The organism is Caballeronia hypogeia, assembly GCF_001544875.2.
GTDB classification, from domain to species: domain Bacteria; phylum Pseudomonadota; class Gammaproteobacteria; order Burkholderiales; family Burkholderiaceae; genus Caballeronia; species Caballeronia hypogeia.
The window spans coordinates 166283-192801 of record NZ_FCOA02000007.1 but is presented as its reverse complement, the minus strand read 5'-3'; the positions used below and the strand labels follow the sequence as shown (position 1 = coordinate 192801).

At 60.8% G+C, this 26519-nt stretch carries 27 protein-coding genes; 6 read left to right on the top strand and 21 right to left on the bottom strand.

Going from position 1 to position 26519, the window contains the following annotated elements:
• Positions 1-81 precede the first annotated feature (81 nt).
• The 4 genes from AWB79_RS13890 to AWB79_RS41175 all read right to left on the bottom strand — a co-directional run bounded on the left by AWB79_RS13890 (position 82) and on the right by AWB79_RS41175 (position 3735).
• Positions 82-1506, bottom strand: a complete 1425-nt coding sequence (locus AWB79_RS13890) for a metallophosphoesterase family protein (RefSeq protein ID WP_061167995.1) — start codon at positions 1504-1506, stop codon at positions 82-84.
• Between the two features lie 82 nt (positions 1507-1588).
• Entirely contained in the window at positions 1589-2071 is a 483-nt protein-coding gene (gene ybiA, locus AWB79_RS13885; protein ID WP_061167994.1) for a riboflavin biosynthesis intermediates N-glycosidase, read from the bottom strand.
• A gap of 186 nt (positions 2072-2257) precedes the next feature.
• Positions 2258-3598: a recombination directionality factor gene (locus tag AWB79_RS13880; protein WP_061167993.1), complete on the bottom strand. Its 1341-nt coding sequence runs from the start codon at positions 3596-3598 to the stop codon at positions 2258-2260.
• The gene (locus AWB79_RS41175; protein WP_445343929.1) at positions 3595-3735 is read right to left on the bottom strand and encodes a DUF7696 family protein; all 141 of its coding nucleotides are present in this window, start codon (positions 3733-3735) and stop codon (positions 3595-3597) included. The genes AWB79_RS13880 and AWB79_RS41175 overlap by 4 nt, the downstream gene beginning before the upstream one ends.
• 805 nt (positions 3736-4540) lie before the next feature.
• On the opposite strand from AWB79_RS41175, the gene AWB79_RS13870 reads away from it, so the two are divergent.
• The 4 genes from AWB79_RS13870 to AWB79_RS40065 all read left to right on the top strand — a co-directional run bounded on the left by AWB79_RS13870 (position 4541) and on the right by AWB79_RS40065 (position 7221).
• The gene (locus AWB79_RS13870) at positions 4541-5140 is read left to right on the top strand and encodes a hypothetical protein (protein ID WP_061167992.1); all 600 of its coding nucleotides are present in this window, start codon (positions 4541-4543) and stop codon (positions 5138-5140) included.
• An 89-nt stretch (positions 5141-5229) separates the two neighbouring features.
• A complete protein-coding gene (locus AWB79_RS13865; protein WP_157695771.1) occupies positions 5230-6051 on the top strand; it encodes a hypothetical protein in 822 nt (273 codons plus the stop codon).
• Between the two features lie 12 nt (positions 6052-6063).
• On the top strand, positions 6064-6516 hold the full coding sequence (locus AWB79_RS13860; protein WP_061167990.1) for a bactofilin family protein: 453 nt from the start codon (positions 6064-6066) through the stop codon (positions 6514-6516).
• A 495-nt stretch (positions 6517-7011) separates the two neighbouring features.
• Positions 7012-7221 (top strand): hypothetical protein, encoded by a 210-nt coding sequence (locus AWB79_RS40065; protein ID WP_198399022.1) that lies wholly within the window; start codon positions 7012-7014, stop codon positions 7219-7221.
• A gap of 125 nt (positions 7222-7346) precedes the next feature.
• Here AWB79_RS40065 and AWB79_RS13850 read toward each other — a convergent pair whose 3' ends face one another.
• From AWB79_RS13850 to AWB79_RS13785, 14 genes are all read right to left on the bottom strand, one after another.
• Positions 7347-7949 (bottom strand): hypothetical protein, encoded by a 603-nt coding sequence (locus tag AWB79_RS13850; protein WP_061167988.1) that lies wholly within the window; start codon positions 7947-7949, stop codon positions 7347-7349.
• Positions 7950-8048: 99 nt separating this feature from the next.
• Positions 8049-9773 carry an ATP-dependent helicase gene (locus AWB79_RS13845; protein WP_061167987.1) on the bottom strand — a complete coding sequence of 575 codons (1725 nt, stop codon included), beginning with the start codon at positions 9771-9773 and terminating at the stop codon, positions 8049-8051.
• Positions 9774-9782: 9 nt separating this feature from the next.
• The gene (locus tag AWB79_RS13840) at positions 9783-10619 is read right to left on the bottom strand and encodes a hypothetical protein (protein ID WP_061167986.1); all 837 of its coding nucleotides are present in this window, start codon (positions 10617-10619) and stop codon (positions 9783-9785) included.
• A gap of 298 nt (positions 10620-10917) precedes the next feature.
• A complete protein-coding gene (locus AWB79_RS13835) occupies positions 10918-11532 on the bottom strand; it encodes an IncC plasmid conjugative DNA transfer DtrJ family protein (protein ID WP_061167985.1) in 615 nt (204 codons plus the stop codon).
• Positions 11525-11779: a hypothetical protein gene (locus tag AWB79_RS13830; RefSeq protein WP_061168063.1), complete on the bottom strand. Its 255-nt coding sequence runs from the start codon at positions 11777-11779 to the stop codon at positions 11525-11527. The genes AWB79_RS13835 and AWB79_RS13830 overlap by 8 nt, the downstream gene beginning before the upstream one ends.
• Positions 11736-12254: a hypothetical protein gene (locus AWB79_RS13825; protein ID WP_061167984.1), complete on the bottom strand. Its 519-nt coding sequence runs from the start codon at positions 12252-12254 to the stop codon at positions 11736-11738. The genes AWB79_RS13830 and AWB79_RS13825 overlap by 44 nt, the downstream gene beginning before the upstream one ends.
• Before the next feature lie 12 nt (positions 12255-12266).
• A complete protein-coding gene (traD, locus tag AWB79_RS13820; RefSeq protein ID WP_061167983.1) occupies positions 12267-14138 on the bottom strand; it encodes a conjugative transfer system coupling protein TraD in 1872 nt (623 codons plus the stop codon).
• Positions 14135-15496, bottom strand: coding sequence for a TraI domain-containing protein (locus AWB79_RS13815; RefSeq protein WP_061167982.1), 1362 nt, complete (start codon positions 15494-15496; stop codon positions 14135-14137). The genes traD and AWB79_RS13815 overlap by 4 nt, the downstream gene beginning before the upstream one ends.
• Positions 15496-16500 carry a type IV secretion system protein gene (locus tag AWB79_RS13810; protein ID WP_232470905.1) on the bottom strand — a complete coding sequence of 335 codons (1005 nt, stop codon included), beginning with the start codon at positions 16498-16500 and terminating at the stop codon, positions 15496-15498. The genes AWB79_RS13815 and AWB79_RS13810 overlap by 1 nt, the downstream gene beginning before the upstream one ends.
• A gap of 14 nt (positions 16501-16514) precedes the next feature.
• Positions 16515-17348 (bottom strand): TrbJ/VirB5 family protein, encoded by an 834-nt coding sequence (locus tag AWB79_RS13805; RefSeq protein ID WP_232470904.1) that lies wholly within the window; start codon positions 17346-17348, stop codon positions 16515-16517.
• Entirely contained in the window at positions 17306-19768 is a 2463-nt protein-coding gene (locus AWB79_RS13800; protein WP_061167980.1) for a VirB4 family type IV secretion system protein, read from the bottom strand. The genes AWB79_RS13805 and AWB79_RS13800 overlap by 43 nt, the downstream gene beginning before the upstream one ends.
• Positions 19762-20025 (bottom strand): conjugal transfer protein, encoded by a 264-nt coding sequence (locus AWB79_RS13795; protein ID WP_053572942.1) that lies wholly within the window; start codon positions 20023-20025, stop codon positions 19762-19764. Before AWB79_RS13795 ends, AWB79_RS13800 begins: the two co-directional genes overlap by 7 nt.
• Before the next feature lie 46 nt (positions 20026-20071).
• Positions 20072-20425 carry a hypothetical protein gene (locus AWB79_RS13790; RefSeq protein WP_061167979.1) on the bottom strand — a complete coding sequence of 118 codons (354 nt, stop codon included), beginning with the start codon at positions 20423-20425 and terminating at the stop codon, positions 20072-20074.
• 12 nt (positions 20426-20437) lie between these two features.
• Positions 20438-21487 carry a TadA family conjugal transfer-associated ATPase gene (locus tag AWB79_RS13785; RefSeq protein ID WP_061167978.1) on the bottom strand — a complete coding sequence of 350 codons (1050 nt, stop codon included), beginning with the start codon at positions 21485-21487 and terminating at the stop codon, positions 20438-20440.
• A gap of 530 nt (positions 21488-22017) precedes the next feature.
• Here AWB79_RS13785 and AWB79_RS13780 point away from each other — a divergent pair.
• Together AWB79_RS13780 and AWB79_RS13775 are read left to right on the top strand one after the other, a co-directional pair.
• Positions 22018-22485 carry a zinc-finger-containing protein gene (locus tag AWB79_RS13780; protein ID WP_061167977.1) on the top strand — a complete coding sequence of 156 codons (468 nt, stop codon included), beginning with the start codon at positions 22018-22020 and terminating at the stop codon, positions 22483-22485.
• A 26-nt stretch (positions 22486-22511) separates the two neighbouring features.
• On the top strand, positions 22512-22982 hold the full coding sequence (locus AWB79_RS13775) for a hypothetical protein (protein ID WP_061167976.1): 471 nt from the start codon (positions 22512-22514) through the stop codon (positions 22980-22982).
• Positions 22983-23055: 73 nt separating this feature from the next.
• Here the strand turns inward: AWB79_RS13775 and AWB79_RS13770 are convergent, their stop codons facing one another.
• The 3 genes from AWB79_RS13770 to AWB79_RS13760 form a co-directional block, all read right to left on the bottom strand.
• On the bottom strand, positions 23056-24342 hold the full coding sequence (locus AWB79_RS13770; protein ID WP_061167975.1) for a vWA domain-containing protein: 1287 nt from the start codon (positions 24340-24342) through the stop codon (positions 23056-23058).
• Positions 24343-24351: 9 nt separating this feature from the next.
• Positions 24352-25266, bottom strand: coding sequence for a hypothetical protein (locus AWB79_RS13765; RefSeq protein ID WP_061167974.1), 915 nt, complete (start codon positions 25264-25266; stop codon positions 24352-24354).
• Between the two features lie 109 nt (positions 25267-25375).
• Complete coding sequence (locus AWB79_RS13760; protein WP_061168061.1) at positions 25376-26401, bottom strand: ATP-binding protein; 1026 nt, start codon at positions 26399-26401, stop codon at positions 25376-25378.
• Positions 26402-26519 lie beyond the last annotated feature (118 nt).

The following is a 26519-nucleotide window of genomic DNA, read 5'->3' as shown; positions in this document are numbered from 1 at the left end:
ACGATGACAGTCGGCTATCGGAACACTGCTTGCGTGTTCAGGCAAAGGAGCCGTACTGGCCTCCCCCGCATGCGCGGCTATCTACGCCGCGAACAAATCATCGTTAAGCCATGAAAGCTGACTTGCTGAGGCCGACTCGACGATTTCAACCGTCGCATCAGGCATTGGCAATGCCGCTTCCCCAGCGTCGTCATGCGGTTCTTGAAGAGTCGTCAGCGCAGGCGCCGCAATGCTTGACAACGCAGGCAGCGAATCATCTGCGCACGGTTGCGCCAGGTCTGCTTCGGTTAGTCGAGCCAAAACGCAAGCGGCGATCGCTTCTGCGTCCCCGGTTTCAAGCAACTGCAGCCGCTCCAGCAACGGCGCCGGATCGACGTCCGTGTGCTCGCACCAGCGCTCGAGCTTCCGATCAATCGACGTTTCGAGGCTGATGCCTTGGGCGCGTGAGCGGACAACGGGAAGAATGCGGCCTTCGACCTTCAGCTCTGCCGCATTGGCGAACAGCGCCGCGATCGCGTCACGGTCCACTGACTGTTTGTGCTCTTCGTCGACCTGCCAACGAACTCGCACGAACTTGTCGGTCGCATCGAGCGCGATTGCCGTCAGGCGTTGCATGTCGGGCGGTCCGTCAAAGTCGATGCAGATCGTCTGTCGCGAAGGCGTAACGACCAGATCGGCTTGGGCCCTTCCAACATCAACATTCCACATCAGAAAGCCCTTGTCGCCTTCCTCACCGTAGTGGAATCGCCCGATGGAACCGGGATAGGCCACGACGCGGCCCGCTCGCTCCCACTGCTGCGCCTTGTGGATGTGTCCAAGCATGAAAGCATCGCATTCAGCCTCGAACAGACTGCCAAGCGAAAACTCGTGGTCGAACCCCGCCATCGTCACGCCGTGCTCGGTCGTGCAGCCGTTGACCGTGCCGTGGGAGACCCCGACAGTACGGATGCCTGCGGCGCGAAGCTGCTGGTTGACGCGCCCGGCAGCAGCCAGATAGTCACTCAGCACGGCTTCAAGACCCGTCCCGGCTTCCTTGGCACCGACAGCGGCCGCCAATTGACCCTTGTTGACCGTGGGCAAGCAGGTGAACACGACATCGGCGCCGATCGCGAGCACCTCGCGTAGCTCCTCGTCGGAGTACACCGGGCCGCTTGAGGCGTAAAACCGCCCCTCGTGAAGGCTCACCTGCTGGACCCGTTCGGCCACATAGATCTGATGCGTCGTTGCCATCAGTTCAAAATTGCGCAGCGTGCCCGGCGGCTCATGTGAAAACGTACCCTGCAGCATCAAGACCGGCATACTGCCGCTCAGCCCATTGATGCGCCGTGCAAGGCGGTTTAATGAAGGCGCATGTGCGTCGAGACGATGGTCCGTCGCGTCGCCCGAGATCAACGCAACATCGGCGTGCGCGAGAACGGCGTGGTCGATGGCAAAGCCAAAGCAGCGGTCCGACTCTTCGAGGTTTCCCGGCGCGTAGTGCAAATCAGAAAAATGAGCGATTTTCAAAGTCGCCTCCTAAAAATGAAAAAGGCCACCCGAAGGTAGCCAGTGAGTGTCGATGCGCCCGTATCGCGCGCTCGATAAATGGTTAGGAACTAAGCGTGTCGCGGACTTTCATCAGTGCTTGGCCCAGGAGGTTCTGGCCACGCCACTTCGATTTGTCCGTGATGTCAGGATGGTGCTCGCTTAAGCCCACGCCCCAGATCACATCGTAGGGACTGGCTTCGACAAGCTCCGTCGGTGCCGTCGCGAGCAACAGCGTGCGTAGGCCTGGATGCTGTGCGAACTTCTCGCGGCATCCGACGTAGACGATCGACTCGCGCTTTGCTTTCCACGTGTCGAGGTCGAAGCCCCTGACCTTGCGGCCGAGTGCTTTTTGTTCCTTCGGCAGATGGGTGGCTAGCACAGCTTCAGCAATGTCCTCGTCGCCGAACAGCTTGGCTTTCGAGAACATCATGAACTGTTCTACCGAACGGAAATCGACGCCGTGATAGGAAAAGCGGCACGGATGCCAGTTGCTAAAAGCATCCTCCGCGCCGAAGAACAGCGTGAAGTTGCCGACTCTACGCATCGGAAGCTCCTTCGCGTGAACAAGTAGATGGGCCGCCGAGGCGGACGGAATTCGATGCGCAGGTACAGCGCGGTCGAAAACATTTGAGCAAGCGGTTCTTGCTGAAATGCTCTCATGCGCGAGCGTCAAAAAAGGTGCCAGTCTCGAAAGAAAGGACGCCAGCCCCCAAGGGGGGACTGGCCAAGGTTAGACGTAAGCAGCTTGCGCAATCGCGTACTGAATCTCGACGTCAAGCGCAGCGGGATCGTCGAGCGCGGTTTTAAGGCGCGCGTTCATCGCGTCTACATCAGCGATGCGCTCGATCCAGCCGCGACCGTACGTCTGGTGCGCGTATTTGCGAAAGCCGTTCTGTCGCTCCGGCTGACTGAGGCCCAGACGATGCAGCAGGTCCGACATCCGGTGACGCTTGTCCTCCAGCGTCTCATTGGGATCGGGCGAGTCGTCGTCGCTGCTGCCATCGCGGTCATCATCGTCGTAAATGACGGATGATGCGCCATCGCCCGGTCGTTCGTCGTCACACTGTCGCTGCTCCGGCTGATGAAGCGGATCGGCGATCGACTGCACTGAACCGTCCGACTCCAGCAGCGCGACTGCGCGACTGGCAGCATCAAGCGCCGGTTGAGCCTCGTCCGCGCCATCCAGCAGCGCTCCAAGGTCAATGTCGGCATCGAGTACCGTCAACATCTGCTTTTGACGCACGGCCTGGCCGCTGTCGTCGATGCGTGTGATGTCGAACTCCTTCTTCGAGAGCCAGAAGCGAGTGCCGGTGAGCCGGCCGCGTGCCAACGCCACCGTCTGCATCGCCGAATACGCCTTCTGCAGCACGTAGATCGAGTTGGTCGGCAGCTCGATCAGACCGAGTCCCTTCACGTCCGGAACAGCGAACACGAAGTTCGCCGTCAGGTTGCACTTGCGGTCCTGGTACTGCGGACACACGTGAGGATCGCAGACGCCATCGGGAATGTCGTCGTCTTGCCGGTGAACGACCAGTCGTCCACCGAAGGAGCGCCGCGCCCGCTGTGCGCGTGCATTGCGTTCAACCGGCGCGTACGTCTTGCAGTAGCGCTTGCCGTCGCGGTCGTACTCCGAGAAGTACTGTCGCCCGGTTGTCGTGTACGCGGCCATCTGATTTGGCACATTGCGCAGCCAGTCGTCGAACGCGAACATGATCGGGAAACGGTAGAGCCGCAACCCTTGCCCGCGATCCTCGCCATACAGCCGCAGGATTTCGTCGGCTGTGTCCGGATTGGAGAAGTCGGACCGTCTACAGACGAAGTAATCGACGTTTCTGGGAATCAGCGCGTTCCTGAGCTTCAGCGACGTTTCGAGCAGCTTGCCGATGGCTTCGAAGGACTCGCCCGCAGCCACCATGTCGTTGTAGAGCTTGACCGCTTTTTCGTTGGACTGGTGCGCCCGCGTGAGCACTTTGATACCGGGTCGAATTTTGCCGATCGTGGGCGGGCGAACAACTCGTTCTTCAACGAGGCTACGCGGCGCGTGATCGAACATCTGAACAACAGCGTTCATGACGGTTTCCTTGCGAGAAAGAAGATGGCGTTGGTCCGCAGTGATTCGGCCTGAGATTGCATCTCTCGGGCTGCCGCACTGCCGCGACGTTCGCTGACATGGGAAATGAAGACAGAGCGCTCGGCGTCGCTGAACATCGCGACTCGAGCTACTTCGCACCGCTCTCGCCAAACGGGGGACGTGGTGTCCGCCTGCTCCCGCTCGGTATTGATTTGATGCGTGATGGCCTCGGCGATACGTTGATTGAGGCGGTCGGGCAACAACATAGAACAGCACCTCCGTTGAGAAAGGTCCGGCCGCAGGAAGCGACGGACGAAAAAAAAGCCCGCTCCGGTGAGGGAGCGAGCTTCGTGAAATCGATATAGAGACCTACGCGCCACGTCCCTTCCGGGGACGTGGCGTGCAGGGAGCGGCCGGCATACGCCGGTGTCGCTCGGTCAGAGAACGTAAAGTCGTTCTCGCGCAGCATGGTCACGCCGCGCAACAGCCCTTTTCGGAATTACTTCCGCCGCAGGAATCACGGATCAGCCAACTTCGATCGTTCTACCCAGATCAGGCTCTGGAGAGAGAACACCCGAAAACCCGGGTTCGAACGATGTACCGGCGCATATGAATGCAGCACAGGGTACGAGTATTACGGCTGAAATTGGGGAGTGTGTAGCGAGCACACTCAGCACAAGGAAGATTTCCACACCGGTAGCTATCCGGTCGGCGCATGCCAAACGCACGAGGCGGGCACGACTTGCAGAAAAAAGATGGACTCCGGGCTTGGAGTCGAGGTCGATGCGTCGGTGACGCGGGGAATGGAGTTGAGTATCCGGGTTATCGACGCTCGCGTGCGGTGAAAAGCTCACGAAATTCATATAGCTTTCGCCCGCTTGAACACTTGCCTGATCAACGAAAATTCTATGTGAGAGAGAACACAGACATACCGAGAACATCATGGCTGTTACTGACCTAGAAGCGCCCGACGAAGACCCCAAACTGGCTGCAGCGCTCGGCAACGATAGCGCAGCGCAAAGCGGTCTTCGTCCGTTGAACCGGCTCACCAACGACAGCCGCCTCGCACGTATCAATGGCGACACGCTGGCGAAGACGGAACTGCCCTACTACTCGTTGTACGCACGCGAATTCCTGCGCGCCGACTTTAACTTCGCGGCCGCAAAGATGACCGTTGCGCGCGGGGGCAAGCTCATCGCGATCGAGTCGGAGTTTCGTACGGCCGAGGCTTTTATGAAGAAGGCGCTCGCGTGGGCAAGCAAGTTTCCAGGTCGACGCGCACCGACGCCGCCGGAGATGGTCACACTTGAAATCAAGCACGCCATGTCCGGTCGCCTCGTGCGGCTCCTCTCGATGTATGACCAGCTTTTCCTGAAGACGATGGAAGCGCTGATGCTGCGAACCATGACGGCTCAAGTGCGCCAATCCGCGCTCGAGGCTGCTGAGGCACGCATCAATCAAATCCCTTTCTTGTGCATGCCGGACAACAACCGCTTTGCGCCAGAAGGTGTGCTGCTTCCGGACTCGGATCGAACTCACTGACATTGGAAATGAACTTCCCTGCGCTCCCGGTCTTGACCCGCGGCGGCGCTGGATATGCTCGACTTAACACAACGACGGGAGTACCCCGCATGGACTTACGCGAAATTCAACGACTGCATGCGCAGTTCGCACCGGACTCAATGACCATTGACCTGCCGCGGCAGCTCGCTGCGCTCCCGGCGCCGGCCAATTTGACGGCAGACGCTAGGACACCCACGCTCAAAGTGCGGCTTCCGAAGGTGGTGCCTGTTGCTCGCCGTAGCCTCGTCGCAGTCGCTATCGCCGCTATGGTGGCTATGGCGGGTATGGGAGCCGCGTCGTTGTACAAGTCGGTGGGCGCGCCCTCCTCGCACAACCCGAAGAAGACGGTTGCCCAACCGCAATCCGATCAGAGCGAACGGGCTGCAACGGAAGGACAGCCAGTCGCCGCAGCGACGCGCCCGATCGATGCAGAGCCGCCTCATCCGGTAGTGCTCGCTCCGACGCTGACCGCGAAGGACGTCGCTCCTGCTTCCTCGATCGGCCTGACGGCTGATCAGTTCAAGAATCCGTTGGGCACCACGGGCGGCCCCTCAGCGAGCGTGGCCGCCACCAAGCCGCCCCCTGCAGTCTCCAACGATGAGCAACGAGCGGCTGCCTCACCTATTCATCAAGCGCGTCGCGAGACAGAGGCGGCTACCCAGGCTTCCAACAAGCCCGCGACCTCAGTGACGCCGGTGCAAACTCCGGCACAGCCCGCCGCCGATGAACATGCGTCGCAGCAGAACGTGGCACCAACCCGCACGCACAGCTACCGCCACCGCTCGCATTCGCGCGATGAGCAGGTAAGCGATGGCGATACCGGGTCGGCAACAACCAAGAAGTCGGCAGCTGCGAACCGCGCCGGGGCGAACGAAGTGCAAATGTTTTAAGGAATCGACACCATGAAAACCGAACTCAACATCACGCTTATTGCGCGCGGCTGCGCGATCACCGGCGACATGGTCGTGGATCACGGCATTTCGTTCTTCGGCCTGCTCGACGGCGGCATCATCTCGACGCAGGGTCTGCTGCACGTCGGCGAAGGCGGACTCGTAAAGGGCTCCGCGCAGGGCGAGCACGTTCGCATTGACGGGCGCGTCGACGGAGATGTGCACGCTCGGGGCTCGCTGGAAATCAACGGCCAAGTCTCGGGCGACATCTTTTACTCCGGCACGATCCGCCTTGGTCCGCGTGCGTCTTTGAATGGCACGCTGAAGCGCGTTGCCAGAATGCTGACGATCGAGGCCGATTCGACGCTGGACGAAGGGCCTATCGGCGGTCCGCGCCTGGACGACGTGAAAGGCCAGGAACGCGCGGAATCAAATGTGACAGAGCTCTCCCGCGCAAAGGCCTGAGCTCTCCTATAAGCCCGATGATTTGCCGATAACGGGTCAAAGTCTCTTAAGGACCCATTGCGCCGTCGGTGGTGGCGACCACCGATTCACAGGTTTGGGCGGATGCGCAGCGGAAAGCCCTCGACGCCCAACTGGACGAGCTTTTCGGTACTTCGGCTGACGATCTCGAAGCCGCGCCCGCGCCTCGTTCCAAGATCACCTGACGCTCTTTGATGCAAGTATGACAACCCTCGTTCACCTCTTCGGTATCTCCCCCAACGTTCTCGAGCTTGTTGGGAAGTCCCTCGTTTTCGTGCTCTTGCTGGCCCTCGCGAGCGGCATGCAGTTCGCAAACATGGGCTTCGTTCGCTTTAAAACATCCACTAGCGGCGACGAGAAGACGCCGGCACGCGACGCACCGACCCTACATCCGGCGCCCGGGAAAGGAGACGCAAGTGCGTGAGTATGCGCTGTTGGATGAGGACACGACCACCGGATGGGACGCGACAGCCGACCATGAAACCGATTGACCCTATCTTCGACTTTCTCACTGTGACGTGGGACGCGGCCGCCCAAGAGGCGGCTTTCGAAGGTCACTGCTTTTGCATGCTCGATACCGGACGACTCGTGAATAGCCGCGCCATGCCCGCCGATACGCCGCATTGGAACCGTCCCGCTCGCCGGTACGTCGCAATCTACAAGCTCGCTCTGCAGCCGAAACGGTGAAGGCTCAAACCGACGCTCCCCAGTCCGGCTCTCAGGGCGATGCTATCTACAGCCCGCATATAGCGGGCTTTTTAATGCAGCAATCCTATCCTTGCGCGCGGACGCTCATCCGGAAGCGCTGACCATCAGTACGGCACCGGCGAACTAGCAAGCCCAGTCACTAGACACTCTCGCCGGTACGGAATTCCAAAGATGCGTCCAAAGTACATCGCGAGTTCGCTGGGCAGATGGCCTTGATAATCTGCGTCTGCGACGTCGCCAGCTATCTGCTTCAGCATATCTGCTGCCCGTATGCCCAGCCGCATCCGCAACTGCTGCGACCACACCATCACCCCGTCAAAATCTCCGCTAACCACGAACAACAGCAAGACGGGAGGCGGGGCGTGTCGCCGGTTGGGCAGCGCATGAAGCTCAGCCCAACACCCGCGCGTATCTAGATAACCGGTGCGTTCGGCCATGTTCAGCAGTTCAAGAGCGAAATCTTCGCACTGGGGACTTCCAGCCACGCGTCCCGTCAGTCGGAATTGGACAGTAACCTGGTCAACCGCATCGTTGGGAACGCTGATGGCGACGTCTTCGCCGCAATCATTGAATTTGGACAGCGTCTCCGCCACGTCACGCGTGTCAAGAGCGTCGTAATTGACGTGTGGAGGCGGGATCTCACCCCGCTCGACAGCCGAGAAATCGGGCACTAACCATAGACCAAGGACGTGGCGAAATGTCGACATGACCGGTTCCTCGAGCGTGGCGGGAGTGGTAGTCGATGGTATACGTGAAATTTTGGAGTGCCGCCAGGCCTTTATGGGCGTAAAACTGGCGCGCACAGATCAGGCCGCTGCAGCCACCGCCGTCAGTTGCGCTTCCACGACGAATCGTGATTCAAAGTTCTTCGACGTGCCGGAGATCATGAGCGACTCTCTCGCACGCGTCATTGCGACGTAAAACAAACGCCGCTCTTCTGGTTCGGTGGACTTTGGGTCCGGCACGATCGTCTCCTCGCTGCGCGCGATCCACACGTGGTCCCATTCCAGCCCTTTCGAGCTGTGCATTGTCGTCAGGATAAGCGCGCCCGGCGTCGGCTCATTGTTGTCCTGGCGCAGGAACAGCAGCCGCTCGGCGAAACTGCCGGAAAGGCGTGACAGGACGTCGTTCGTCGCTTGAATCGCCCGGATCGCTGAATCCTTCTTCGCGTATTTCAGCATCCACTCGGCGACGCCGGAGAGCGTTAGCGAATAAAACTTGCGATCGCACAGACTTTGCCATTCGGCGAGCCGCTTCATGAACTCGCGATAGTTGGTCGCCACGTCCTCTGGCAGCCCGAGGACAACCAACTCCGCCCGTCCTTTTTGGGTAAGTTCTGCCCCCATATCGGCATGGAGTGCGCGTAACTGCTGAGCGGTCAGCCCTAGGTGCGCGAGTACAGCATCAAGGCCCGTGTCCTTGATTCGATCGACGATTTCGAGCAGGTTGCACATCAGGGCACCCTCGGGGCGGCTCAGCACCGACGCGCCCGATGCACGGTAATATTTGACGCCATGCGAGCGGCAGACAGACTCGAGCGGGTCGAGGATGCGATTGGTACGCGCAAGGATCGCGCAAGACTGCCCTTGCGCGAGGAGCGGCCCGAGCACCTCGACCGCCGCAGTTGCTTCCTCATATTCGTCTGGATGTCGGGAGGTTTGCACGTTACCGCCCGAGCCCTTCTCCGCACGCAGCACCTTCGCGATCCGGTCGGCGTTGTTGCGGATCACCCGGTCCGCTGCGCCCAGGATCTCTGCCCGGCACCGGTAGTTGCTGCCTAGGACAACAGGCTTCGCGGCGAACGACTGGATAAACGACTCCATGCCTCGGTAGCCCAGCGCCTCGCGGAAGGCGTAAATGCTTTGGTCATCGTCGCCGACGACCGTCACGATCGAGCCTGCCTGCGCGTGCAGTTCAATCCAGCGGTACTGCAACGGGTCAGTGTCCTGAAACTCGTCAACGAGCAGATAGGTGAACGCGTATGGGGCGATGGTGCCTTGCTCCATCCCCTCTACAGCGAGGCGCAGCATGTCCTGAAAGTCGATCTTGCCGTTACGCGCAAGCGCGTCCTGATAGGCGTGATACAGCTCGCCGTCGGCAGTGTTCGGGTCGCACCGTCCGAAACTGGTCTTGATCTTCTCGATCGTTGGAATGACGTCCTCTGCCTTCCCGTCGCGGCCGAGTTCCTGCATCACACGGATGAGCAGGCCGAGCCGGTCGCCATCTGAGGCGATATCGAGCGCACGCGCACCGGGGCGTTTCAGTTGTTTGAAGGAGAGGGAATGGAAGGTACCTGCGATAAGGCGCTTCTTCGCCGACTCGCCGGCGGCCGCCAGGATGCGCTCGCGCAATTCGAGCGCGGCATCCTTCGAGAAAGTGACGGCGCCGACCGTCGCGGCGCTGTCTTGTAGCAGCAGGGCTGCTTTGGTGGCGATCGTTTTCGTCTTGCCCGCGCCCGGGCACGCGATCGCCACGCAATGCTGGCGCAACTGGGCGACTTCCCGTTGCTGGGGATTGAGTTCGTCCAGCATCGCGCCTCCTTAGTTGCCGCGGACCGTCGTCATCAGCTTCAGGTGCGTCATGTATCCGCGAATGCCAAGCGGGTTGAAGCGTTTGAGAAAGTTCACAGCCTCGTCGTCGACGTCCGACTGATCGCGAATGCCGTTCCAGACCATGAAGTCGAAGTGATCCATGGCCCGGTCAAACTTCATGATCGCGCTGAGCACGCGCATCGAAAACCGCGAGTAAGCCTCGACCTCGATATCCATCGCGGGCATCGGAATCGTCGGCTCGAACACAAACTCTTTGTTGGCCCGAAGCTCCCCTTCCTTCTGCTGGCGGAAGCCTTCGGCCACGCGCAGTTGCTCGTCGACGTAGCTCTCGATGCCCGCAAGCAGCTTTTCGAGCGCGCTGTTGACCACTTCCTTGTCGTTCTCGCCGAAGGTCGAGCGGCCGAAACGCTGCATGTTGATGCTCATGCGGTTGATGTACGGCCACCATTGTTCGAACAGCGGCTTCAGGCGGGTATGGTTCAGACGCACGCGAGCGGTCACGACTGCTGCGCCGGAAAGCTGGCGGTCCAGCAACTGACGGCCGATCTCACGGCGGCGCTTGATGATGGCGATACGCTCAGCAGCAGGCAGGTCGCGGAACAGCTTGCGCGTCTTCGCGACTTCCGCCCGCTTCATGTCGGCGTCGTCGGTGGAGATGACACCTTCCTTTTGGAGGCGGTCTGCATCGGCCTCCATCTGCGTCAACTCGCGCTCGAGCTCGCCGTCGTCCGCGCCGTCGGTCGTGAGCGGCGCCTCGACCGTACCTTGTTCAAGTGCGCTCAGCGCGACCTTTTCTTCACTGCCGGGTTCGACAACCGTGCTCATTCGCCATTTCTCCTATCTGGACCGCATCGGGCCCGTTTCATCGTGGGGGACCAGGCAAGCGAAGCGCGTTGCCCATATTCAACATTGTTGCGGCGGGGGCAGCGTGTGGAGGCTTGAAACGGTGACTATTTGAAGCGCCTTTCACCCGATTGATCGGCGCGCGCGTGGGCGGGCAGTTTGGGACGGTGGCAATGCGGACGGACGAGAAAAAACAAAAGCAACGCTATCCGGATAGCGTTGCTTTTGAAGAATGAAGCGGCTTTTCGTGAGCTTTTGAGGCGTCGCGCGATTTCTTTTCCTATCTCGACGACTGAAAAGACTCCGCCGCCTTCCACAGGAGACCTCCGAGGAGCGCCGCAACGGCGACCCAGTAGCCGACCAAGACCGGCAGCGGAACCACTAGCACCGCGAACAGCGTGCCGGTCACCAGCAGCAGCCCGTGCCCTGCCAGATGGAAAGACAGGGGACTCACAAAGCCCGCAGCCGACGCTTTGATCTTGCGGCGTGCCGCACCGTCGATGAACATGCCGAGGGCAAAAAGCAGCGTTCCGATGATCCACATCTTCATCACCATTGCGCGGAACAGCATCCGGTACACCAGCAGCCAGAAATTCTCAGTCCAGGTATGGGCGAACGATGAGAACCCGCCGTCGTCCAAGCCGCCTACCTTTCCGGAGGCATTTAGCGTGCGGTGCAGCAGTCCGCTATCGACAAACGCATGGCGGAACTCGTCGTTGGCGCTGCGCATCGCGTGGTCGACCCGGTCCTGCCCTACGGACTCAACGAGGGAACGTGTCTCCGCTTCCGGCACCTCGAATAGCTTTCGCTCCGGGATCGCTGGCATGACCGCGATAGCTAGCACCGGCACGAGCAGAAACCACACCTTGATGTGCGAACCGAACCGACTAGCCATGCAGCACCTTGACCAGCATGAGGGCGGGCACCGCCAAGAGCGCCATCAGTCCGCCCCAAAAGAGCGCCGGCCGGAATTCGGCGATCGTCGCCAACGCGTAGCACCGGGCGCCCGCGCCGTAAGTGAATTCCTCGGGCACGGCCGCGTTCACGTCCCCGTCGAAAGCAGCAGCAGTGTCGCGCGCCCGCTGCACAGTGCGCGGCTCAACTCCCGAGAGCTTCGCTATGATCGTAACGGTGAGCGACATCGTATTCCTCGAAGTAACGGCGGAAAGCTTCCCCTTGAAGCACGCGTGCGGCGAGCTGGAATGCCGCGGTGCGCTCGGTGATCTCGTCCGGGCAACGCTCATCGACCATTTCGAACTGGTACTCAAAATGGCGCGCTTCGAACGCCGGAATCGCCTCGACCATCGGACACCACACGGACACCTTGTCGCCAAACCGCGCGACAAGCCGGCGGGCGTACAGAGCTTTCGATGGCTCGAACAGTCCCTGCATGAACGCGATATGCTGGTCGCCCGTGCGCTTGGCGCGCCGGAAACCATCTAGCGCCGACTCGATCATCTCTGCGACCAACGGCCCTTTGTCTCCCACGAACCGCTCCCCGATGAAGTCGGCCACGCGCGAGCACGCGAGCTCCAGTTCTGGTGCGACATTGAAGACCGCAACCAGCCTGTGCGAGAGCTTGTGATCGCGAATGATGTTTTTATATGCAGCGGACATAATCTTTGTGTTTTAGCCTTCGATGATGGGAATTCGACCCTGATACACCGCACCGCCAGAGATGCGCATGAAGTACTGCAGATTCGGCAAACTGTGAAGCAGCTTGACAGGAATAAGCGGCACCTTCTCCAGCTGGATGGACCGGGACTGAGAGCCACTGAATTCAAGCGCGTGCGCCTCGGTCGTGGTATTGGTGCTGTTGGACACGTTTACCACGCGGATCGCAGTCTCGCCGACCTTATCCGAGAACCACTTTGCTGTATCTGAGTCCTCTAGTCGAAGCACCACCTGGTTATTGAGGTTACCCAAAACCTGCAGCATTTTCGCTGCGTTTCCAAGTTTCGCTTCGAGGTCGGCACGCGCCTGGAATGCGACAAACGCCTTGAATCCCGCACCGCGGCCTTTGTTCAGGATCTGAATCACCTGCTCGTTGATGGCCTCCGCGATCTCATCGATGATCAGCACGACATCGGGCTTCTCAGCATAGAAGTTGTAGATCGCCCCGCACACGGCCGCCACGTCCGACAATGCCATCGAGGCGATTGCCTTCTGCACGATGTTGTTCGATAGCGAGTCGAGCCCCATATACAAGACCGCCTTCTGCTTGATGATCTTGTCGATGTCCCAGATCTCGCGCTTGTCGTCGAAGTCGTCCGCTTTTGGCGCGAGCATGAGGCCCGTTTCCCCGGTCGCCAGCATCTGTAGCAGCGGCAACGCGGACGCGATGATCTTCATGTAGTGCTCGCGGTCGTGGGTGTGCGTGGCGATCAATCCATCGATCGTCTCGTGCCCGCGATCGTGAGCGGCGAAGCGCTCGAGATACAACTTCACCATCCCGTCAATCAACGAGGCGTCGTTGCGGCGCTGCGCGTCTTTTACGGTCGCCGTCACCGTCAGTTCTTCCCAGTCGGTGAGGCCCTTCTCGATGAAGAAACGCCGAAGCCCGCGGTCGAGTAAATTAGCGATGCCTGACTGTGCGTATTTGAGGATCGAGCGCAGGTTGGGCTTGTCGCCGACATACAGCTCGCCTTTCACGGCGCGGTCAATGAAGAGAAAGGCGAAATCACGGAACTGGCCTTCCTCCATCAACTGAGCGATGCGCGACGGAATTTCCGACGGCTGCGACCAGTTTTCGAGCGGGTTCAACCGGATCGACTCATGCGGCTTCGCCTGATTGAAGTACAGGAACTTGCGCCCGGTGCGCGCGCACTCCATCTCCACGCGCTTTTTCCACTCGTCATCGTTCTTGGGGTCGACGATGATCAGGACGTCCTTCGGGTTGTGGATCACCTGCGTGGAGATGACTTCGTAGGTGCGGGTCTTTCCCGCGCCAGTCGTGCCCGCCACCAGCGTGTGACCGCCCATCGCCTTATAGTGAAACGGCACCTCGACCTTCTTCTGCTCCATACCGTGGATCCAGGACGATCCCTGCGGCATACGATCGCGGATGCTGTCGCGCGGACCGAATAGCCGCTCGATGCGCTCCTCCACGGTCCGGCCTATCTCGGTTTTCGGCAGCCACTTCGGCAACGACGGAATGTCGGTTACGGGCATCCGGAGGATTTCGTGGGCAATCTGCGTATGCTTCTGCGTCCACTCGTATCCGATGCCCAGATACATCGAGTCCGCTCTTTTCCGCATCGCGTTCTGCGTGGCAAGAAGCTTTTCGATGCGAATCTTGCTCAGCCATTTCGTTGAGATGGCCATGCGAAAGCTCAGTGCCTTCCATATCTGGAGCGCACGGATCGACAGCAGGGCCGCGCCGGCTAGCGCAAACGCCCAGCCGTATGGCATCCCGGAGATCAAAATGCCAACGATGACGATGGGCCAAACGAGAAACGGACGAAACTCGTAGATCGGACGGAAGTGATTGACGTAGTTCATGCCGCGGGTCGCTCCACGATGAGACGTCCGGCGCGCTCAACGATGCAAATGTCATTGCCGTGTGCGCGCATGAGGAGACTGCGCTTCTTGAGTTGTTCGACAAGGGTATCGCTCGTGATGCCGTATCCGCCGACGAGCCGCTTCTTGACGGCCAGCCCCTTCTCTTCCCACGTCACTTCCGCCTTTCCGGTCGCCACGTCGCCAGCAAGGGCTTTGAAAAACTCTTTCAGCATTGCAGCGCCGGGTCCCAGGAGTTCCGTCAATTCTTCGTCAGTCGGACCAACTCTGCTTGCATTGGACCTTGCGGGACGCGCTGCGGCAGGGTCGACGGGCGCCGGGCGCGACGCAGGCGCGCTCGGGCCGGTCGAGGGCTCAGCCGCGGCCGCACCAGCGGCCTGTGCTTCGCTGCGCTCCAACGCATCGAGCAACGACTGAGAGAACTTCGGCGCAGAGGCACTGGCCTGCTGCTCCGACGCGGCCGTTGCTCCAACAACGGCATCGTTCTGCGCGGCAACGTCGGCTTGAGGCGCTGAAGCGGCGGCCGCCGACGGCCGTGCCTGGCCTGCGGAAGCATTGACAGTCTCCGGGGCGGGCGTCGCGACGAACTGCGGCTCGAGCGCGAGCGCGACGTGCACGGCTGAGGGAACGTCATACTTGACCGGCGCGAAGACGGCGCGTTGCGCCTTGCGTTCAAAGTCCACCGCAACGTCCATGGCCTGCCGCACCACCTTGTGGACGAGGGGTTCGAACCCCTGCGGGCTGCGCTCAGGATTGATCGCGTTGAAGAGGTCGTCCAGCACCGTTGTGTCGAACCCTGAGAGCAGCTCGGGTGTGATGACGGTCTGGGCAAACATGGCGGTGCGCATGCGCTCGCTTTTCAGTGGCGTCACACGCCGCTCAACCGCAAACTGACCGGCTCCGATCCACGTGCCGAACGCCCCGTGCGCCGCCGGATTCCACTTCGTGCGGTCCGAGAGCCGCACCATCTCGAAGTGGCGAAATGGCTCGTCCAGCAGCGTGCACGCAGCGGCCAGGAAGACGGCGTAGTTGTATTGCGGCTCCAGCCGGCGACGCTTGTCAGACGTGAGGTCAGCCGCGAACTTCTGCCCACCCGCGAGCCGCATGGCATAGAACGTCGATTCGATCGTCGCGCGGAATGCACCGCCCGGCTCGCAATGCAAGTCGGGCGTCAGCGGCATGGAAGAAAACCAGTTCGCGCAGCGACGTAACACTGAGAGCCACTTGCGCGCGAACTCCGTTTCGGTGCTCTCGTTCGCGCATTGTCGAACAAGCTCAATGCGTTTCTGGTGCGTGGCGAATAGGTCCTCGGCAAGGATAGCTTCGTGAGCGGTGGTCATCACATGAAACCCTTTGCCAGCTTCAGCGCCGCAGCGCCCGTTGCACTTGCACCGCCGCCAAAGATCGCCGCAAGCTTCGGAATCTCGAGCGACAACAACAGGATGAATATCGCCAAATTGAAGACGTAGATCGAGTTCACCGTTGTGGCCCCACCAACGCCAGACGCCTTCGACACCGCATCGCCGATCGACGATCCAACGAGTTTCATCAGGATAGCGACGACGACGACATACATTCCGGCGCTGATCATCCAGTCCAGCCACTTAACGAAGTAGTTGCGGGTGTAGGACGAGAAGCCGAGAGCGATCGCGATTGGCCCCAGCACGATTCCAATGGCCGACTGAATCTGCCCGACTGCCGAGTAGTAGATGAACACGATCGCCGCCAAGCACATCAAGAACGCGGCCAGCAACATGACCATCGCATCAGACAAGACCGCGGGAAAGTTCCAAAGGCTGATTGACTTCAGTTTCTCCTTTAGCCCGTCGAAGATGACCCCCGCCAGATGCGCCATCTGCCCACCCGTCGACGAGTCCGAGGCGCCGCTGATATGAGCCGCCAGTTGCTGAAACCATGTCCAGAACCCGCTCGCGCTCGCCGTGTAGCCGAGGTAGAGGGCAACGAAGATGCCAAGTACAGCGACCTCCTCGAATAAATTGACCCAAGCAGAGATCGGGTGATGGGTGCCGGCGAATCGAACACCGACGAGGACCAGCGAGATGACGCCCAAGCCCCAGGCGAACTTGTTCGCCTCGTCCATCACGTCCGAACTCGCAGTGATGGCGTTGGGTATCAAATTGCCTACGAGCGAATCGATTTGGGTGACTGCCGTCTGCGCGCCCTTGCCAAAATCGCCGTCCGGACTGGCAAGGAGAGCCGCCGACCCAGCGGCGGTCGCAGAACTCGCCGACGCATTAGCCGCTTGGGCAAGTGCTCCAGCCGGGAACATCGCCGTGGCGACGATCGTTGCCAAGAGCAGGACAACAATCCGCAGTGTGGCCATGCAAGAACGCGCCATCACTGCCCCAGTACTTTTGACGACCCGATTTGCGCGTCGAATGCAGCGCGCTGCTGGTCTTGCTTTGCCTTAATGGCCGCTTGCGTCGCATTGTTCGCCTGCTGGTCAGCGACCGTCGCCGAATCCTTCACCGCATCGCTGCGTTGCTTCGCTGCCATCATCGTAAGAAGGTCGCTGTTCTGACTGGAGATGATGTCCAGCATGTGCGTGGTCAACTGAGCGGTGGCTTCCATGGTCGGCGACATGTTCAGTTGGTCCTGGATCTCCTGCCGGCGCTTCGCGAGCGTGCTCACATGCGAGATGACGTCGTTGCCCTGCTGGAAGAGCTGCTTGGCCGTCTTGTCGTTGTTCTGCAGCAGCGTGTTTTGGTCCGTGAACCACTGCTCGGGCGTCTTTCCCGACTGCGTGATCAGAGCCTGCACCTTGCTTGCGTACTCGGCGTTGCTCTGCAGCCCACCGTACAGGTCCTTCAGTGCGTCGGTGTACTTGGTCAGGCTTGAGATGTCGCTCGTGATGCTTTTGAATTGCGCAAGCATCGCGGACGGATTGAGGTTGGTCGCCTGCTTGAGCTGGTTAAGCATCATCTGGTACTGATAGACCAGGTTCGAATCCTGATAAACCTCACCCTTCACGGCGGCCACTGCCGTCATGGTGTTTTGAAGGAAGTTCGATGCGTCGAACACGGGCATGTTCGCGTAGGTCTGCTGGACGAGACCAACCGTCAACACGCCGGTCGCGGCGATGCAGCGGAGCAATTTTTTCATCATGGCGGTACCTTGCAGATAAAGCGTTAAGCGTTGACGAGTACGTCGCGCACGTACTCCTCCTGCCACTGTGGGCTGCCGGACTTGACGTGCTTGTCGAGGAGCGCCTGCGCCCGGCCGTCCGAGCGGAGGTAGGCGAGCGCTTCTTTCGGGAACTGGGCCTGCAGCATCCGGCTTTGCTTCGCCGTCACCCACAGGTAATCGCGATTGGGCACTGCGTCCGAGATCATCTTGATCTGATGCGGCGTGAGGCCGAACACATCGCGGTACAGGTTTTGGTTGTTGATCGCGTCGCTGTTGGGCAAATAGATCAGGTTGGGGATGTTCTCTTTCAGAATCTCGAAGTTCGGCACGCGTGCGAGTTGCCCAAGAGACTGCGTCGCCATCACCAGTGCCGCGTTGAGCTTTCGGATCGTCACCGCCCAGATTTCAAGGCGCGCATAGAACTTCGGGTAGGTAAAGAAGAAGCCTGCCTCTTCAATCTCAATCACGGTGTAGCGCTTGCCGTCGAGAATCTGCGCGATCCGGTAGAACGCGTAGTCCATGAACAACGCGGCGGCCACCGGGAAGTTTTGGAACAGGTCGCCCATTTCGATCGACAAATCGTCCGAGATTGCGAAGCCGTCTTCGGCGTGATCGAAGAACTTGCCGTTCTTGTTGCCTTCAGTCCAAACCTGCAACCGCTCACGCAAGTCCGCAGGCAGCAGCGTGATCAAGCTCGACAGACGCCACTTTTCGGGCGGGAAGCCCAGCGCCAGCGTCTTGATTCGGTCGAAGATTTCGGTTTGCTGCTGCGGCGTGCACGTGTAGTCCTCGCCCTCGGTGACAAGCTGCACCCAGTCCGCGACGTAAGACCAGTGCTTTTCTTCGCCAATCAGGGAAAGCGGATTGACCGAGGTCGCGGCCTCGAAGCGGCCGGTTGCATCGATGAAGCGGCCACCGCCGAGCAGCGTCGGGATTCGTGTCGAGCGGTCCTTGTCAAACCGGATGCGGCGCGCGCCGTGGCGGCCCGTCTGGGTCATCAGGTAATTCAGAAACACGGACTTACCCGCGCCAATTGGACCGACGACGAGTGTGTGCGCCTTGCCGCCCGGATGATGCAAGTCGAAATACTGGAGCGTGCGATGGCGGGTCGGCAGGCACGTGAGCGGGCCGGTTTTCGTACCGGACTGCTGCGTCAGCCAATCGTTGACCTTCGAACCCTCGCCCACACTGCAAAGCGGGGCGATGTCGGACACGGCGGGCGTCTCAACGAACTGCAGACGCCTTTGCTGGTCCCAGCGGCCCGGCAGCGTTGCGCTCCACGAGGCGAAGAGGTTCGTCTTCTCGAGGATCACACCGAAGCCAGCATTGCCGATGACGCCGATCACCTGACGCGTTGCGTCCTCGCACTCCTCAGGGGTGCTCCCATAGACCACCACCGAAATGTTTGCGAAGCCGTACTGCTGGCCTTCGGCGTCGAGCTTTGCGAGCGCGTCACCCGCTTCCTTCGCGAGAATCTCACGGCCTTCGTCGTTCTTTTGCTCTTCCTTTGTTGCCCACTGCTTGAGGATGGCGACCGGATTGAAGGCCGCAACCTTATAGAACCCTCGAATCTTCCTGATGTACGCGCTTGCCCGCGAGGTGTCGAGGAAACGGAACATCACGCAGACGTCCAATTCGGCGTCCACCTGCGAGAGCACGTCGAGCGCCGCCTCTTGAAAGCCCATCCATTCCTTGATGCCGATGATGCGGGCGTACACCTTGCCGTGCGCCGATTCGAACATCAGCTCGGTCGCGCCTATCGTGACTTCGGTCTCGGTCAGATGCGTGTCCAACATCGTGACCGGATAGCGCACGCGGCGCTTGGGCGTCGACGGATTCGCTCGCTGATGCAAGAACGACAGGACGTTCTGGAGCTGCAGCCGCTTCATCTTCAGGCGCGTAACGCCGCCGACGAATCCGTCGATCACCGACTCGAATCGCTTAATCTCGTTCTGGATCTTGGTCAGGTCGAACGCGAAGGCGCTGCGCGCGAGAATCGTATCTTTCGCCGCTTCGAACATCGCGACAGCCAGATTCTTGCCGCCGACCGTCATGTGATAGCCGATCTTGTCGAAGATCCGCGAGATGCCGGTTTCAGGCGTGAACGCCAGCGCGAGCGAGTGCGAGTTCTTGAAGTACTTGCCGCTGCCGATGATCGCTTGATTAATCGCGTCGACGCGCGCATCGGCTTCCGACGCGAACGTGCCGTCGATGCCTCCGCGCACGCGCCGGTGCGACATGCGCCACCACGCGGTGATGCGGTGATCGAAGTTGCGGCATGCATGGTCGAGATTGTCGCGGGCGGCGGTGATGTCGCCGGGATTTGGCGAGTCAGCGTCGATGCCTTCAAACTCGAACACGGTCAGCAGCGACCCGTCCTTGTTGAGCACCAGTTCGGGCGTAACCATCGTCGCCCAGGGCGCGATTTCCTGCACCGCGCGCTTGGTGAACATCATTTTCAGCATGGAAGGTCCTGATCAAAGCCATACGGACGCTTGAAGCGCGCGCTAAAACGGCTGCTCGGCCCCGGCTCATAGACGTCCGGGTAGCGGTTGTACACCAGCATCACGATTCGCCACCACGGGTCAGTCGAGCTTTTCCAGCGCAAGAACACATGCACCACCACGCCGACAAGGAGAAATCCAGGGGTCCAGCTCGTGTAGGTGAGCAGCGCCGTCATCGTCCCGTTGAAAATGGCGAGTCCCCGGTCTGCGCCGCCCATCTGGCGCGGCAATGAGAGGCCTCGACTAACCTTGTGCTGGCGCATATCAGCAGGCGTTGGCCATGTGGAAGTGGCTCTGCATGATCGGCACAGCGACCGACGCAATACCGAGCCCGACCAGCACCACCGAGAACGTCTTGGCGATATTGCTTTCCGAGTTCGCCACCGCGACGCCGCCAAGCGTGATGAGCACGATGCCGATGCCGTACAGGTACGGGCCGCTGATCAGGTTACTGATCGTGCAGATGATGTCCGTCAGGCCCGTCAGGTTCGAAAAGTCCCCCGCTGCCATCGCGGCCACCGACACCACGCTCAACAGCGCGCCGACCAACATCGACTTGCCCGGGCGCAAATGCTTCGCGACCGTGGCGGCTCTGTGCAGTACCTTCTTTCCCTTCATTTGATGCTCCCGTTAAAAAACGCGTTGTAGGTCGTAGTCGTTGTTTTTGAATCCCCGGATTTCGAGGATTTCCGAGACGTGCCGCATCTCGCCGGTGCGCTTGAAGTGCACGACGTAGTTGAAACAGTCAGCGATGTTTTTGCGCATGTCTTCCAGTTCCCAGCGTGATCCGGTCGGGATGCCGAGCATGGCGAGCGATTCCAAGCGGCTGAGCGCCGTGCGCCCATTGTTCGCGTGGATGGATGCGAGACCGCCGTCGTGGCCGGTGTTGAGCGCCTGCAGCAGGTCGTAGGCTTCGCCGCCGCGCACTTCGCCAACGATGATGCGGTCGGGCCGGAAGCGCAGACACAGCGCGACAAGCAGTTGCGTCGTGACGTTGGTATCGGCGTTGGAGAGCAACCGCACGCGATTGGGCACGTGCAGCTTCAGTTCCATCGTGTCCTCGATGGAGATGACCCGCTGGTCTGGCGGGATCTGCTCGATCAGCGCATTGAGGAACGTCGTCTTGCCCGCGGATGTGCCGCCGGCGACGAGCACGTTCTTGTGCGACTGGACGAGCGCAACGAGCGCGCGCATGAGTGCTTCGTCCTCGATGCCGTCTTCGAAGTGAATGGCTTCCGCAGACTCAGGTCGCGCATTCGCTGCCGAGAACGCCCCCATGTTCACGTAATCCGACAGCGTAAGCTTCGACTCTCGATGCTTCCGGATGCTCAGCGCATGGCCGTCGATCGACGTCGGGCTCATGACCGCCGCGATACGCAGGTTCTGGTGACCGGCGTTGATGATGCCCTTGTCGCTACCCGCCTTCGCCGATTTCTCAACAGAAGAGGCGAGCGAATGGATTGCCCCTTCCAGCTGTTCCGGGCGCAGGTCGATGTTCTCGCGCGTCATCACGCCGCGACGCTCCACCCAGACGTTGCGGTAATCGTTAATCATGATTTCCGCGAGGTCGGGCGAGTCGAGCAGCTCGCGCAGCGGCGAAAGCGCATGGAAGAACATGCGCACGGCTTCCGCTTCCAGGGGGCGCAGCTTTAGGACTTGGTTGTCGGCAGACTCGGACATGCGATGCTTTGTGGGCTATCTAACATGTCGGCTATTGTTGTTGTTGGCAGACGTTCGCAGGCACCGAAAGAGGCGTCAAATTGAGCGGCTTTCGCGACCGTAGATCCGCTCAAGCAGAGCAGCGCTCGGACGATACCCTCGAGCTCACAACATCTGTGACCGAGGGCGACGGCTCGCATTTTGGTTGAGCGAGCTCAGTGACGCTATCCGGATAGCGGCCGTTTTGGGGAATGACGCATGAAAACATATAGCTTTCGGGTTAAATGCGACCGGAAGTAGCTGTTAAGTGTTTGCCGCAAGCACTTGGCTGTCATGACCCCATTATGAGCGAGACATCCTTCGGGGCGCGCCTGGAAGCCATCCCGCCCAGCACCGGCGAAGGCGACGTGGCCCTCACAGACGAGCGGCAGCAGCGAACTCGACGGCTGCCTCGCCCGCATCACTCCATAAATGTAGGCCGTGGCCGACCAAAGACTGCTTCAGCAGACACGCCTGCTATATTGGGTGTTCCCGTCCCGGAGTCTTCGGCGATGCGCGTCGGAAAACCAGTCAAGCCTCTTCCCAATCCCCATTGCGACTACTGCGGCATGCAGGCGACGCTGGTGCACGCCGGCGACGACGCCTACCCTTACCGTGACGATCACGGCCCGTTGTGGCTTCGCGCGGACTGCCTGGCGTGGGTGGGCGTGTTTCCGCGCAGCACCCGCCATGTACCGCTCGGCCGTCTCGCCGACGCGCGCCTGCGCGAACTGAAGGCCAAGCTCCACGCAGCGCTCGAGCCGTTGGTCGCGGCGAAGGTCCGGCGGGATGGCTGCAATGTGTTCGAGGCGCGCGCCAAAGCGATGAAATGGCTGGCCGGCGAGATCGGGGCGGATGCGGAGAAGTGCTCGATCCATTCGCTCGACGCGGACCAATGCGAGCGCGCGATCGCTGTCGTCGAGCGTTTTCGACGCGACCGCACCGTTACCCCTTCAGAAACGGCGTGGGAAGATCGTTAACCCGGGCAGTCAACCAAACGTTTGCTATGTCTCGCACCCTTCCCTTCCAGCGCTCCGCTCAAGCGGCCCGTGCGCGCCTGACCAAGGCGCAACTGCTCCCGATCCCGCGTGCAATCGCCGATGACCTCGCGCTTCGTGCCCATCTGTCGTTGGAAGCGATCCGCGGCGCCTGCGACCATGTCGGCCCCGCGCAGCACATCACCGAAGTCGTGTTGCTCGGTAAGTTCCTCAGCGAGGCGGGCCACGGCGAGTTCTCGCACGAATCGCTGCTGGCGGCCGACCGGGCAATGGCCGAGGTATTCGAAGGCGGCCGGCAGACTGCGATGTGGGGGGTGTCGTCGGAGTCCGCCTTTGCCCTGCTTGCTGCCATCGTCAGCATGTACGACAGGCAACTCCATAGCGCAACGCTCGGCGCGCTGACCACGGCGAGCGACCGTCTGGACCGGTTCAAGGCGGGCGATGAGTACCAGCCGCTGCAGAAGAAACGCCGCGCCTGAGCCCGCGCGGTCAAAAAAAAAGCCCGGCGTGCCGGGCTTTCGTTCTTCAGGGAATGCCCGGCCAAGCCGGGGACTAACAAATCACCTCCATGGTTTCGCCAAACGGCGCTTTCCGAGCCCGTGCCAAAGGCGTGGTTGAAGCCCACAGCACCGGGTAATGCGGCGCGACCGTCGGGAAGCTCCCCACCATATCTGTCAGATAGACCAGAAAGGCGGGGTTCATGCCGTCCTGTGCCACGCGGTTGAACGGGTCGACGAACGCCGTTCCGCCTCCGCCGCGTACAGGTTTGATATCGGGTGAGTCGCCTCGCTCGAAGATCTGCACCTGTGTCACGCGTGTATCGCAATCCATCACGATTAGCCGCGCGGGCTTCAACGAATGGAAGACCGCGAGAATCTCCGCGTCGAACTGCGCCTGCGTCTCGTCGAACACTGAGCCGCTGGAGTCGCGTACAAAAACCGCATCGCCGATCGCCGGTGTATGCAGCGACGGCAGATAAAAGCCGAGATGCAGATACCGGCGGTTAGGCGTTGCGAAGCTGTAGTCCGACGGCGACGATTGCTGCGCAAATCGATGCAGCACTGAGCGCCAATCCACGACAGGCCGTACTGCCTCGCCCGCCATCGCCTGCAACTCGCCGGGAAGCTTGCCGCGCATCGCGGCCGCTTTCGCGGCCTGGGTGACGGCAACCTTCCACTCCGCTTCCTTTACCGGTTTGTCCGGCCCCTTGTAGGACCGGACTTCACCGAATGAGCCGGGATGCGAAGGCTGATCGCCGGGCGACTGCCCCGGCGCGGTGCCGTTCTGGCCACCCGGCTTCGAGGGCTGCTTGCCGCTCGGCTGCTGCTGATCTTGCGGACTCGGCTGCGGCTGCTGGTTCTGCGGCTGCTGTTGCTGCTGAGGCGGCTGCTGCTGTTGCTGCTTCTGCTTCGCCTCCTGCGTCAGCAAACCGTAGATTTCCTCCGCCGACTTGCCCGTATAGCGCGGATCGACGAGCGCCCCTTTCGGCAGAACCATGCCCGATGACAGCACGATCGGGTTGATCGCGTAGTCACACGCATCGTTCCATCGGTCGGGATCGCGCGCACCCTGCCGCCAGCAATGGCCGTTGGCCACATGCAGCACTTCGTGCGCGACGACACCCCGGACTTCGAGGTCGCTGAGCGACTCCATGTAAGCCGGGTTGTAGCCCAAAGTCTCGGCGTCGACCCAGAACGTCTTGGCCGACGGATCCTCGCGGACGTTCAATCGGAGCGCGAGCGCCCCGAAGAACGGTTGCGAAAGGACGAGCTCGGTCCGCTGCCGGGCAATGCGCGGATGGACCGCGCTACTGCCCAACACCACATCGTTGCGGTCCATGACGCCCCCTTACGCGACTAAGCGCAGTTGGCTCGCGTGCGCCGATTCGACTTCCATCGGCTCGGGCTGCACGCCCATGAACGCGGCCATCAGCCCTTCAATCTCGTGCGCCTTGCTGGCCACCTGAGAACGAAGCACGCGCGAGTCCTTCAGTTCGGCTCCCGTGTGCACCGCCAGATGCGTCTTGGCCTGCTCGAGGATGTGCGTGAGCTGCGGGTCGTTCGAGAAGTTGAGCTTCGGCAGCAACGCGCAGAGTTCTCGCACGTTGTTGGCAACGTCCAGTCGGACGTTGCCCGTCGCGTACAGGCGGTTGGCCATCTGCGACACGGCTTCGTACAGACGCCGCACCAAGTCCTCGTTCGCGGTGGAGATAGAGGCCAAAACGTGCTGGTCCAGTTCGCTCTTGAGCGTGGTCAGCACATTCGCCGGCAACTCGACGCCGAACTGGCTAGCGTCGGGAAACGGCAGAACAGCCATCTTAACGCCGAACTTCGTAGACAGCTCAGCGAGGGTCGGATAGTCCGCCTCGTTGAAAAGCCCGTTCAATTCTTCGCGAGCCGCCTCTTTGAGATTCAGGTAGTCGGTGAGGAACACGGAAACCGCCAAGTCGAACTCGTCTTTCAACGAGCGCATCTTTTCGGCGAAGTCCATGTAGACCATCGTCGGCAGCAGCCGCACGCCCAACTGGTCGTACTTCAGGGTGTGATCGTAGAAGTACGAGCGGATGCGGCCGGCGAGCGTCACGACTTCCGCAAAGCTCGGCGCGTGCTCGGGCAACAGGCGTTTATTGAATCTGCCGATGCCCTTCGCGTGGTGCTTGCTCTCGACTTCCTGCGTCACCTTGCCGTCGAAACGGCGGGCGACCCAGGTGGAAATCGTGACGGAGCAGAGCATGACCTTCGATTGGATGGAAGTGATGTCCATGAGAGAACCTCGTAGAAATGGAATGGATAAAGCAAAGAAAAAAGGCCCTGTGCGTCCGCAGACGCGACAGGGCCAACTTGGGTGATGCTGAGAAAAGTGGAGTGCTTGGTTACTCGCCGCGGATGATCTTGCCGATCTCTCCGCCTTGCGCGCCAATGAAGGCATACGAGTTCTGGATCTGCGGCGAGCGCTGGACAGCGTCTCGCACCAGCAGCGCCGCGAACTCGCGGTGCCCTTCACCGATCAGACGCTCGGTGTAGCGCACGACGCGATCGAAGTTGTTTTCGTTCGCGCGTGCCGCAAGCGCTGCCGCGATCGCGTACAACGCCGAAGGCGTCGTCGGGATCATGGCCGTGTCCGGCGCGAGAAGAATGGCGTCCGGATTCGGCAGTTCGCGGAAGATCTGGAGGAACGCGACCAGTTCGGTCGCGGCACCCTCTCCCACCGAACCGGCGTAGGAGATGTGCTCCAGATGCTTGGGGACTACATCCATGGTTTTCGCGACGAACCGCCAGCTACGCGGGCTCGGTGCGTTTTCGATGTCGCGCGACGTCTTCTGCACGGACAGCAAGTCCGGACGGAAGCGCAGGAACGCGATGAGCGCGGGCGGGATGTTTCCGCGCACGGCCCACTGCGTCCAGTCGTCGATGGTCGGTTCAAGCTCGACCACGGTGGCGAAACGCGAGATCACCGGATCGAGAATCCCGGAGACACCGGCATTGTCGGTGCGACGATTGGTGGCCGCGAGGAACGTGACCTGCGGTGGCAGGACGTGCTCGCCGACGCGCCGCGCGAGCAGCAACTGCATCTTCGCGGCTTGCACGGCGGGCGAGGCCTGCCCGAGGTCGTCCAGAAACCAGATCAGCGGGCGTCTGGCCGTCATCGCGCGTTCCAAATCCCCGAACGGCAGGAACTTGGCGGTCGTGCCATCGGGCGAGGGAAACGGCAACCCTTTCGAGTCGGTCGGATCCTCGACAACCGGGTGGCTGATGAGCAGTTCGTGATCAGTCGCATGCGCGGTCTGTTCGACGATGTCGCTCTTGCCGATGCCGGGGCGGCCAGTGATGAGCACCGGCAAACGCTTCGGCACGTACAGCGAGAGGAGTTCGGTGAGTTGAGCGGGCGTGACTTTCATGATGGCTTCCAAAGAGAAGCCCCATAAAGACTACGCCCGTAGGGACGTGGTCCCTGTGGGGCAAGGTATGAAAAAGCCGGCTCGTAGCCGGCTGGGTCGATGCGTCAGTGACGCGGGT

Bases quoted from the DNA above. Each gene is read 5' to 3' on its own strand.
- ybiA (WP_061167994.1), bottom strand. From the start codon at position 2,071: ATGCGTAGAGTCGGCAACTTCACGCTGTTCTTCGGCGCGGAGGATGCT.
- AWB79_RS13840 (WP_061167986.1), bottom strand. From the start codon at position 10,619: ATGAGCACGGTTGTCGAACCCGGCAGTGAAGAAAAGGTCGCGCTGAGC.
- AWB79_RS13845 (WP_061167987.1), bottom strand. From the start codon at position 9,773: ATGCTGGACGAACTCAATCCCCAGCAACGGGAAGTCGCCCAGTTGCGC.
- AWB79_RS13800 (WP_061167980.1), bottom strand. From the start codon at position 19,768: ATGCTGAAAATGATGTTCACCAAGCGCGCGGTGCAGGAAATCGCGCCC.
- AWB79_RS13835 (WP_061167985.1), bottom strand. From the start codon at position 11,532: ATGGCTAGTCGGTTCGGTTCGCACATCAAGGTGTGGTTTCTGCTCGTG.
- AWB79_RS13790 (WP_061167979.1), bottom strand. From the start codon at position 20,425: ATGAAGGGAAAGAAGGTACTGCACAGAGCCGCCACGGTCGCGAAGCAT.
- AWB79_RS13795 (WP_053572942.1), bottom strand. From the start codon at position 20,025: ATGGGCGGCGCAGACCGGGGACTCGCCATTTTCAACGGGACGATGACG.
- AWB79_RS13810 (WP_232470905.1), bottom strand. From the start codon at position 16,500: ATGGCCACACTGCGGATTGTTGTCCTGCTCTTGGCAACGATCGTCGCC.
- AWB79_RS13870 (WP_061167992.1), top strand. From the start codon at position 4,541: ATGGCTGTTACTGACCTAGAAGCGCCCGACGAAGACCCCAAACTGGCT.
- AWB79_RS13865 (WP_157695771.1), top strand. From the start codon at position 5,230: ATGGACTTACGCGAAATTCAACGACTGCATGCGCAGTTCGCACCGGAC.
- AWB79_RS41175 (WP_445343929.1), bottom strand. From the start codon at position 3,735: ATGTTCAGCGACGCCGAGCGCTCTGTCTTCATTTCCCATGTCAGCGAA.
- AWB79_RS13780 (WP_061167977.1), top strand. From the start codon at position 22,018: ATGCGCGTCGGAAAACCAGTCAAGCCTCTTCCCAATCCCCATTGCGAC.
- AWB79_RS13830 (WP_061168063.1), bottom strand. From the start codon at position 11,779: ATGTCGCTCACCGTTACGATCATAGCGAAGCTCTCGGGAGTTGAGCCG.
- AWB79_RS13825 (WP_061167984.1), bottom strand. From the start codon at position 12,254: ATGTCCGCTGCATATAAAAACATCATTCGCGATCACAAGCTCTCGCAC.
- AWB79_RS13815 (WP_061167982.1), bottom strand. From the start codon at position 15,496: ATGACCACCGCTCACGAAGCTATCCTTGCCGAGGACCTATTCGCCACG.
- AWB79_RS13860 (WP_061167990.1), top strand. From the start codon at position 6,064: ATGAAAACCGAACTCAACATCACGCTTATTGCGCGCGGCTGCGCGATC.
- AWB79_RS13770 (WP_061167975.1), bottom strand. From the start codon at position 24,342: ATGGACCGCAACGATGTGGTGTTGGGCAGTAGCGCGGTCCATCCGCGC.
- AWB79_RS13785 (WP_061167978.1), bottom strand. From the start codon at position 21,487: ATGTCCGAGTCTGCCGACAACCAAGTCCTAAAGCTGCGCCCCCTGGAA.
- traD (WP_061167983.1), bottom strand. From the start codon at position 14,138: ATGAACTACGTCAATCACTTCCGTCCGATCTACGAGTTTCGTCCGTTT.
- AWB79_RS13775 (WP_061167976.1), top strand. From the start codon at position 22,512: ATGTCTCGCACCCTTCCCTTCCAGCGCTCCGCTCAAGCGGCCCGTGCG.
- AWB79_RS13880 (WP_061167993.1), bottom strand. From the start codon at position 3,598: ATGAACGCTGTTGTTCAGATGTTCGATCACGCGCCGCGTAGCCTCGTT.
- AWB79_RS13765 (WP_061167974.1), bottom strand. From the start codon at position 25,266: ATGGACATCACTTCCATCCAATCGAAGGTCATGCTCTGCTCCGTCACG.
- AWB79_RS13760 (WP_061168061.1), bottom strand. From the start codon at position 26,401: ATGAAAGTCACGCCCGCTCAACTCACCGAACTCCTCTCGCTGTACGTG.
- AWB79_RS40065 (WP_198399022.1), top strand. From the start codon at position 7,012: ATGAAACCGATTGACCCTATCTTCGACTTTCTCACTGTGACGTGGGAC.
- AWB79_RS13850 (WP_061167988.1), bottom strand. From the start codon at position 7,949: ATGTCGACATTTCGCCACGTCCTTGGTCTATGGTTAGTGCCCGATTTC.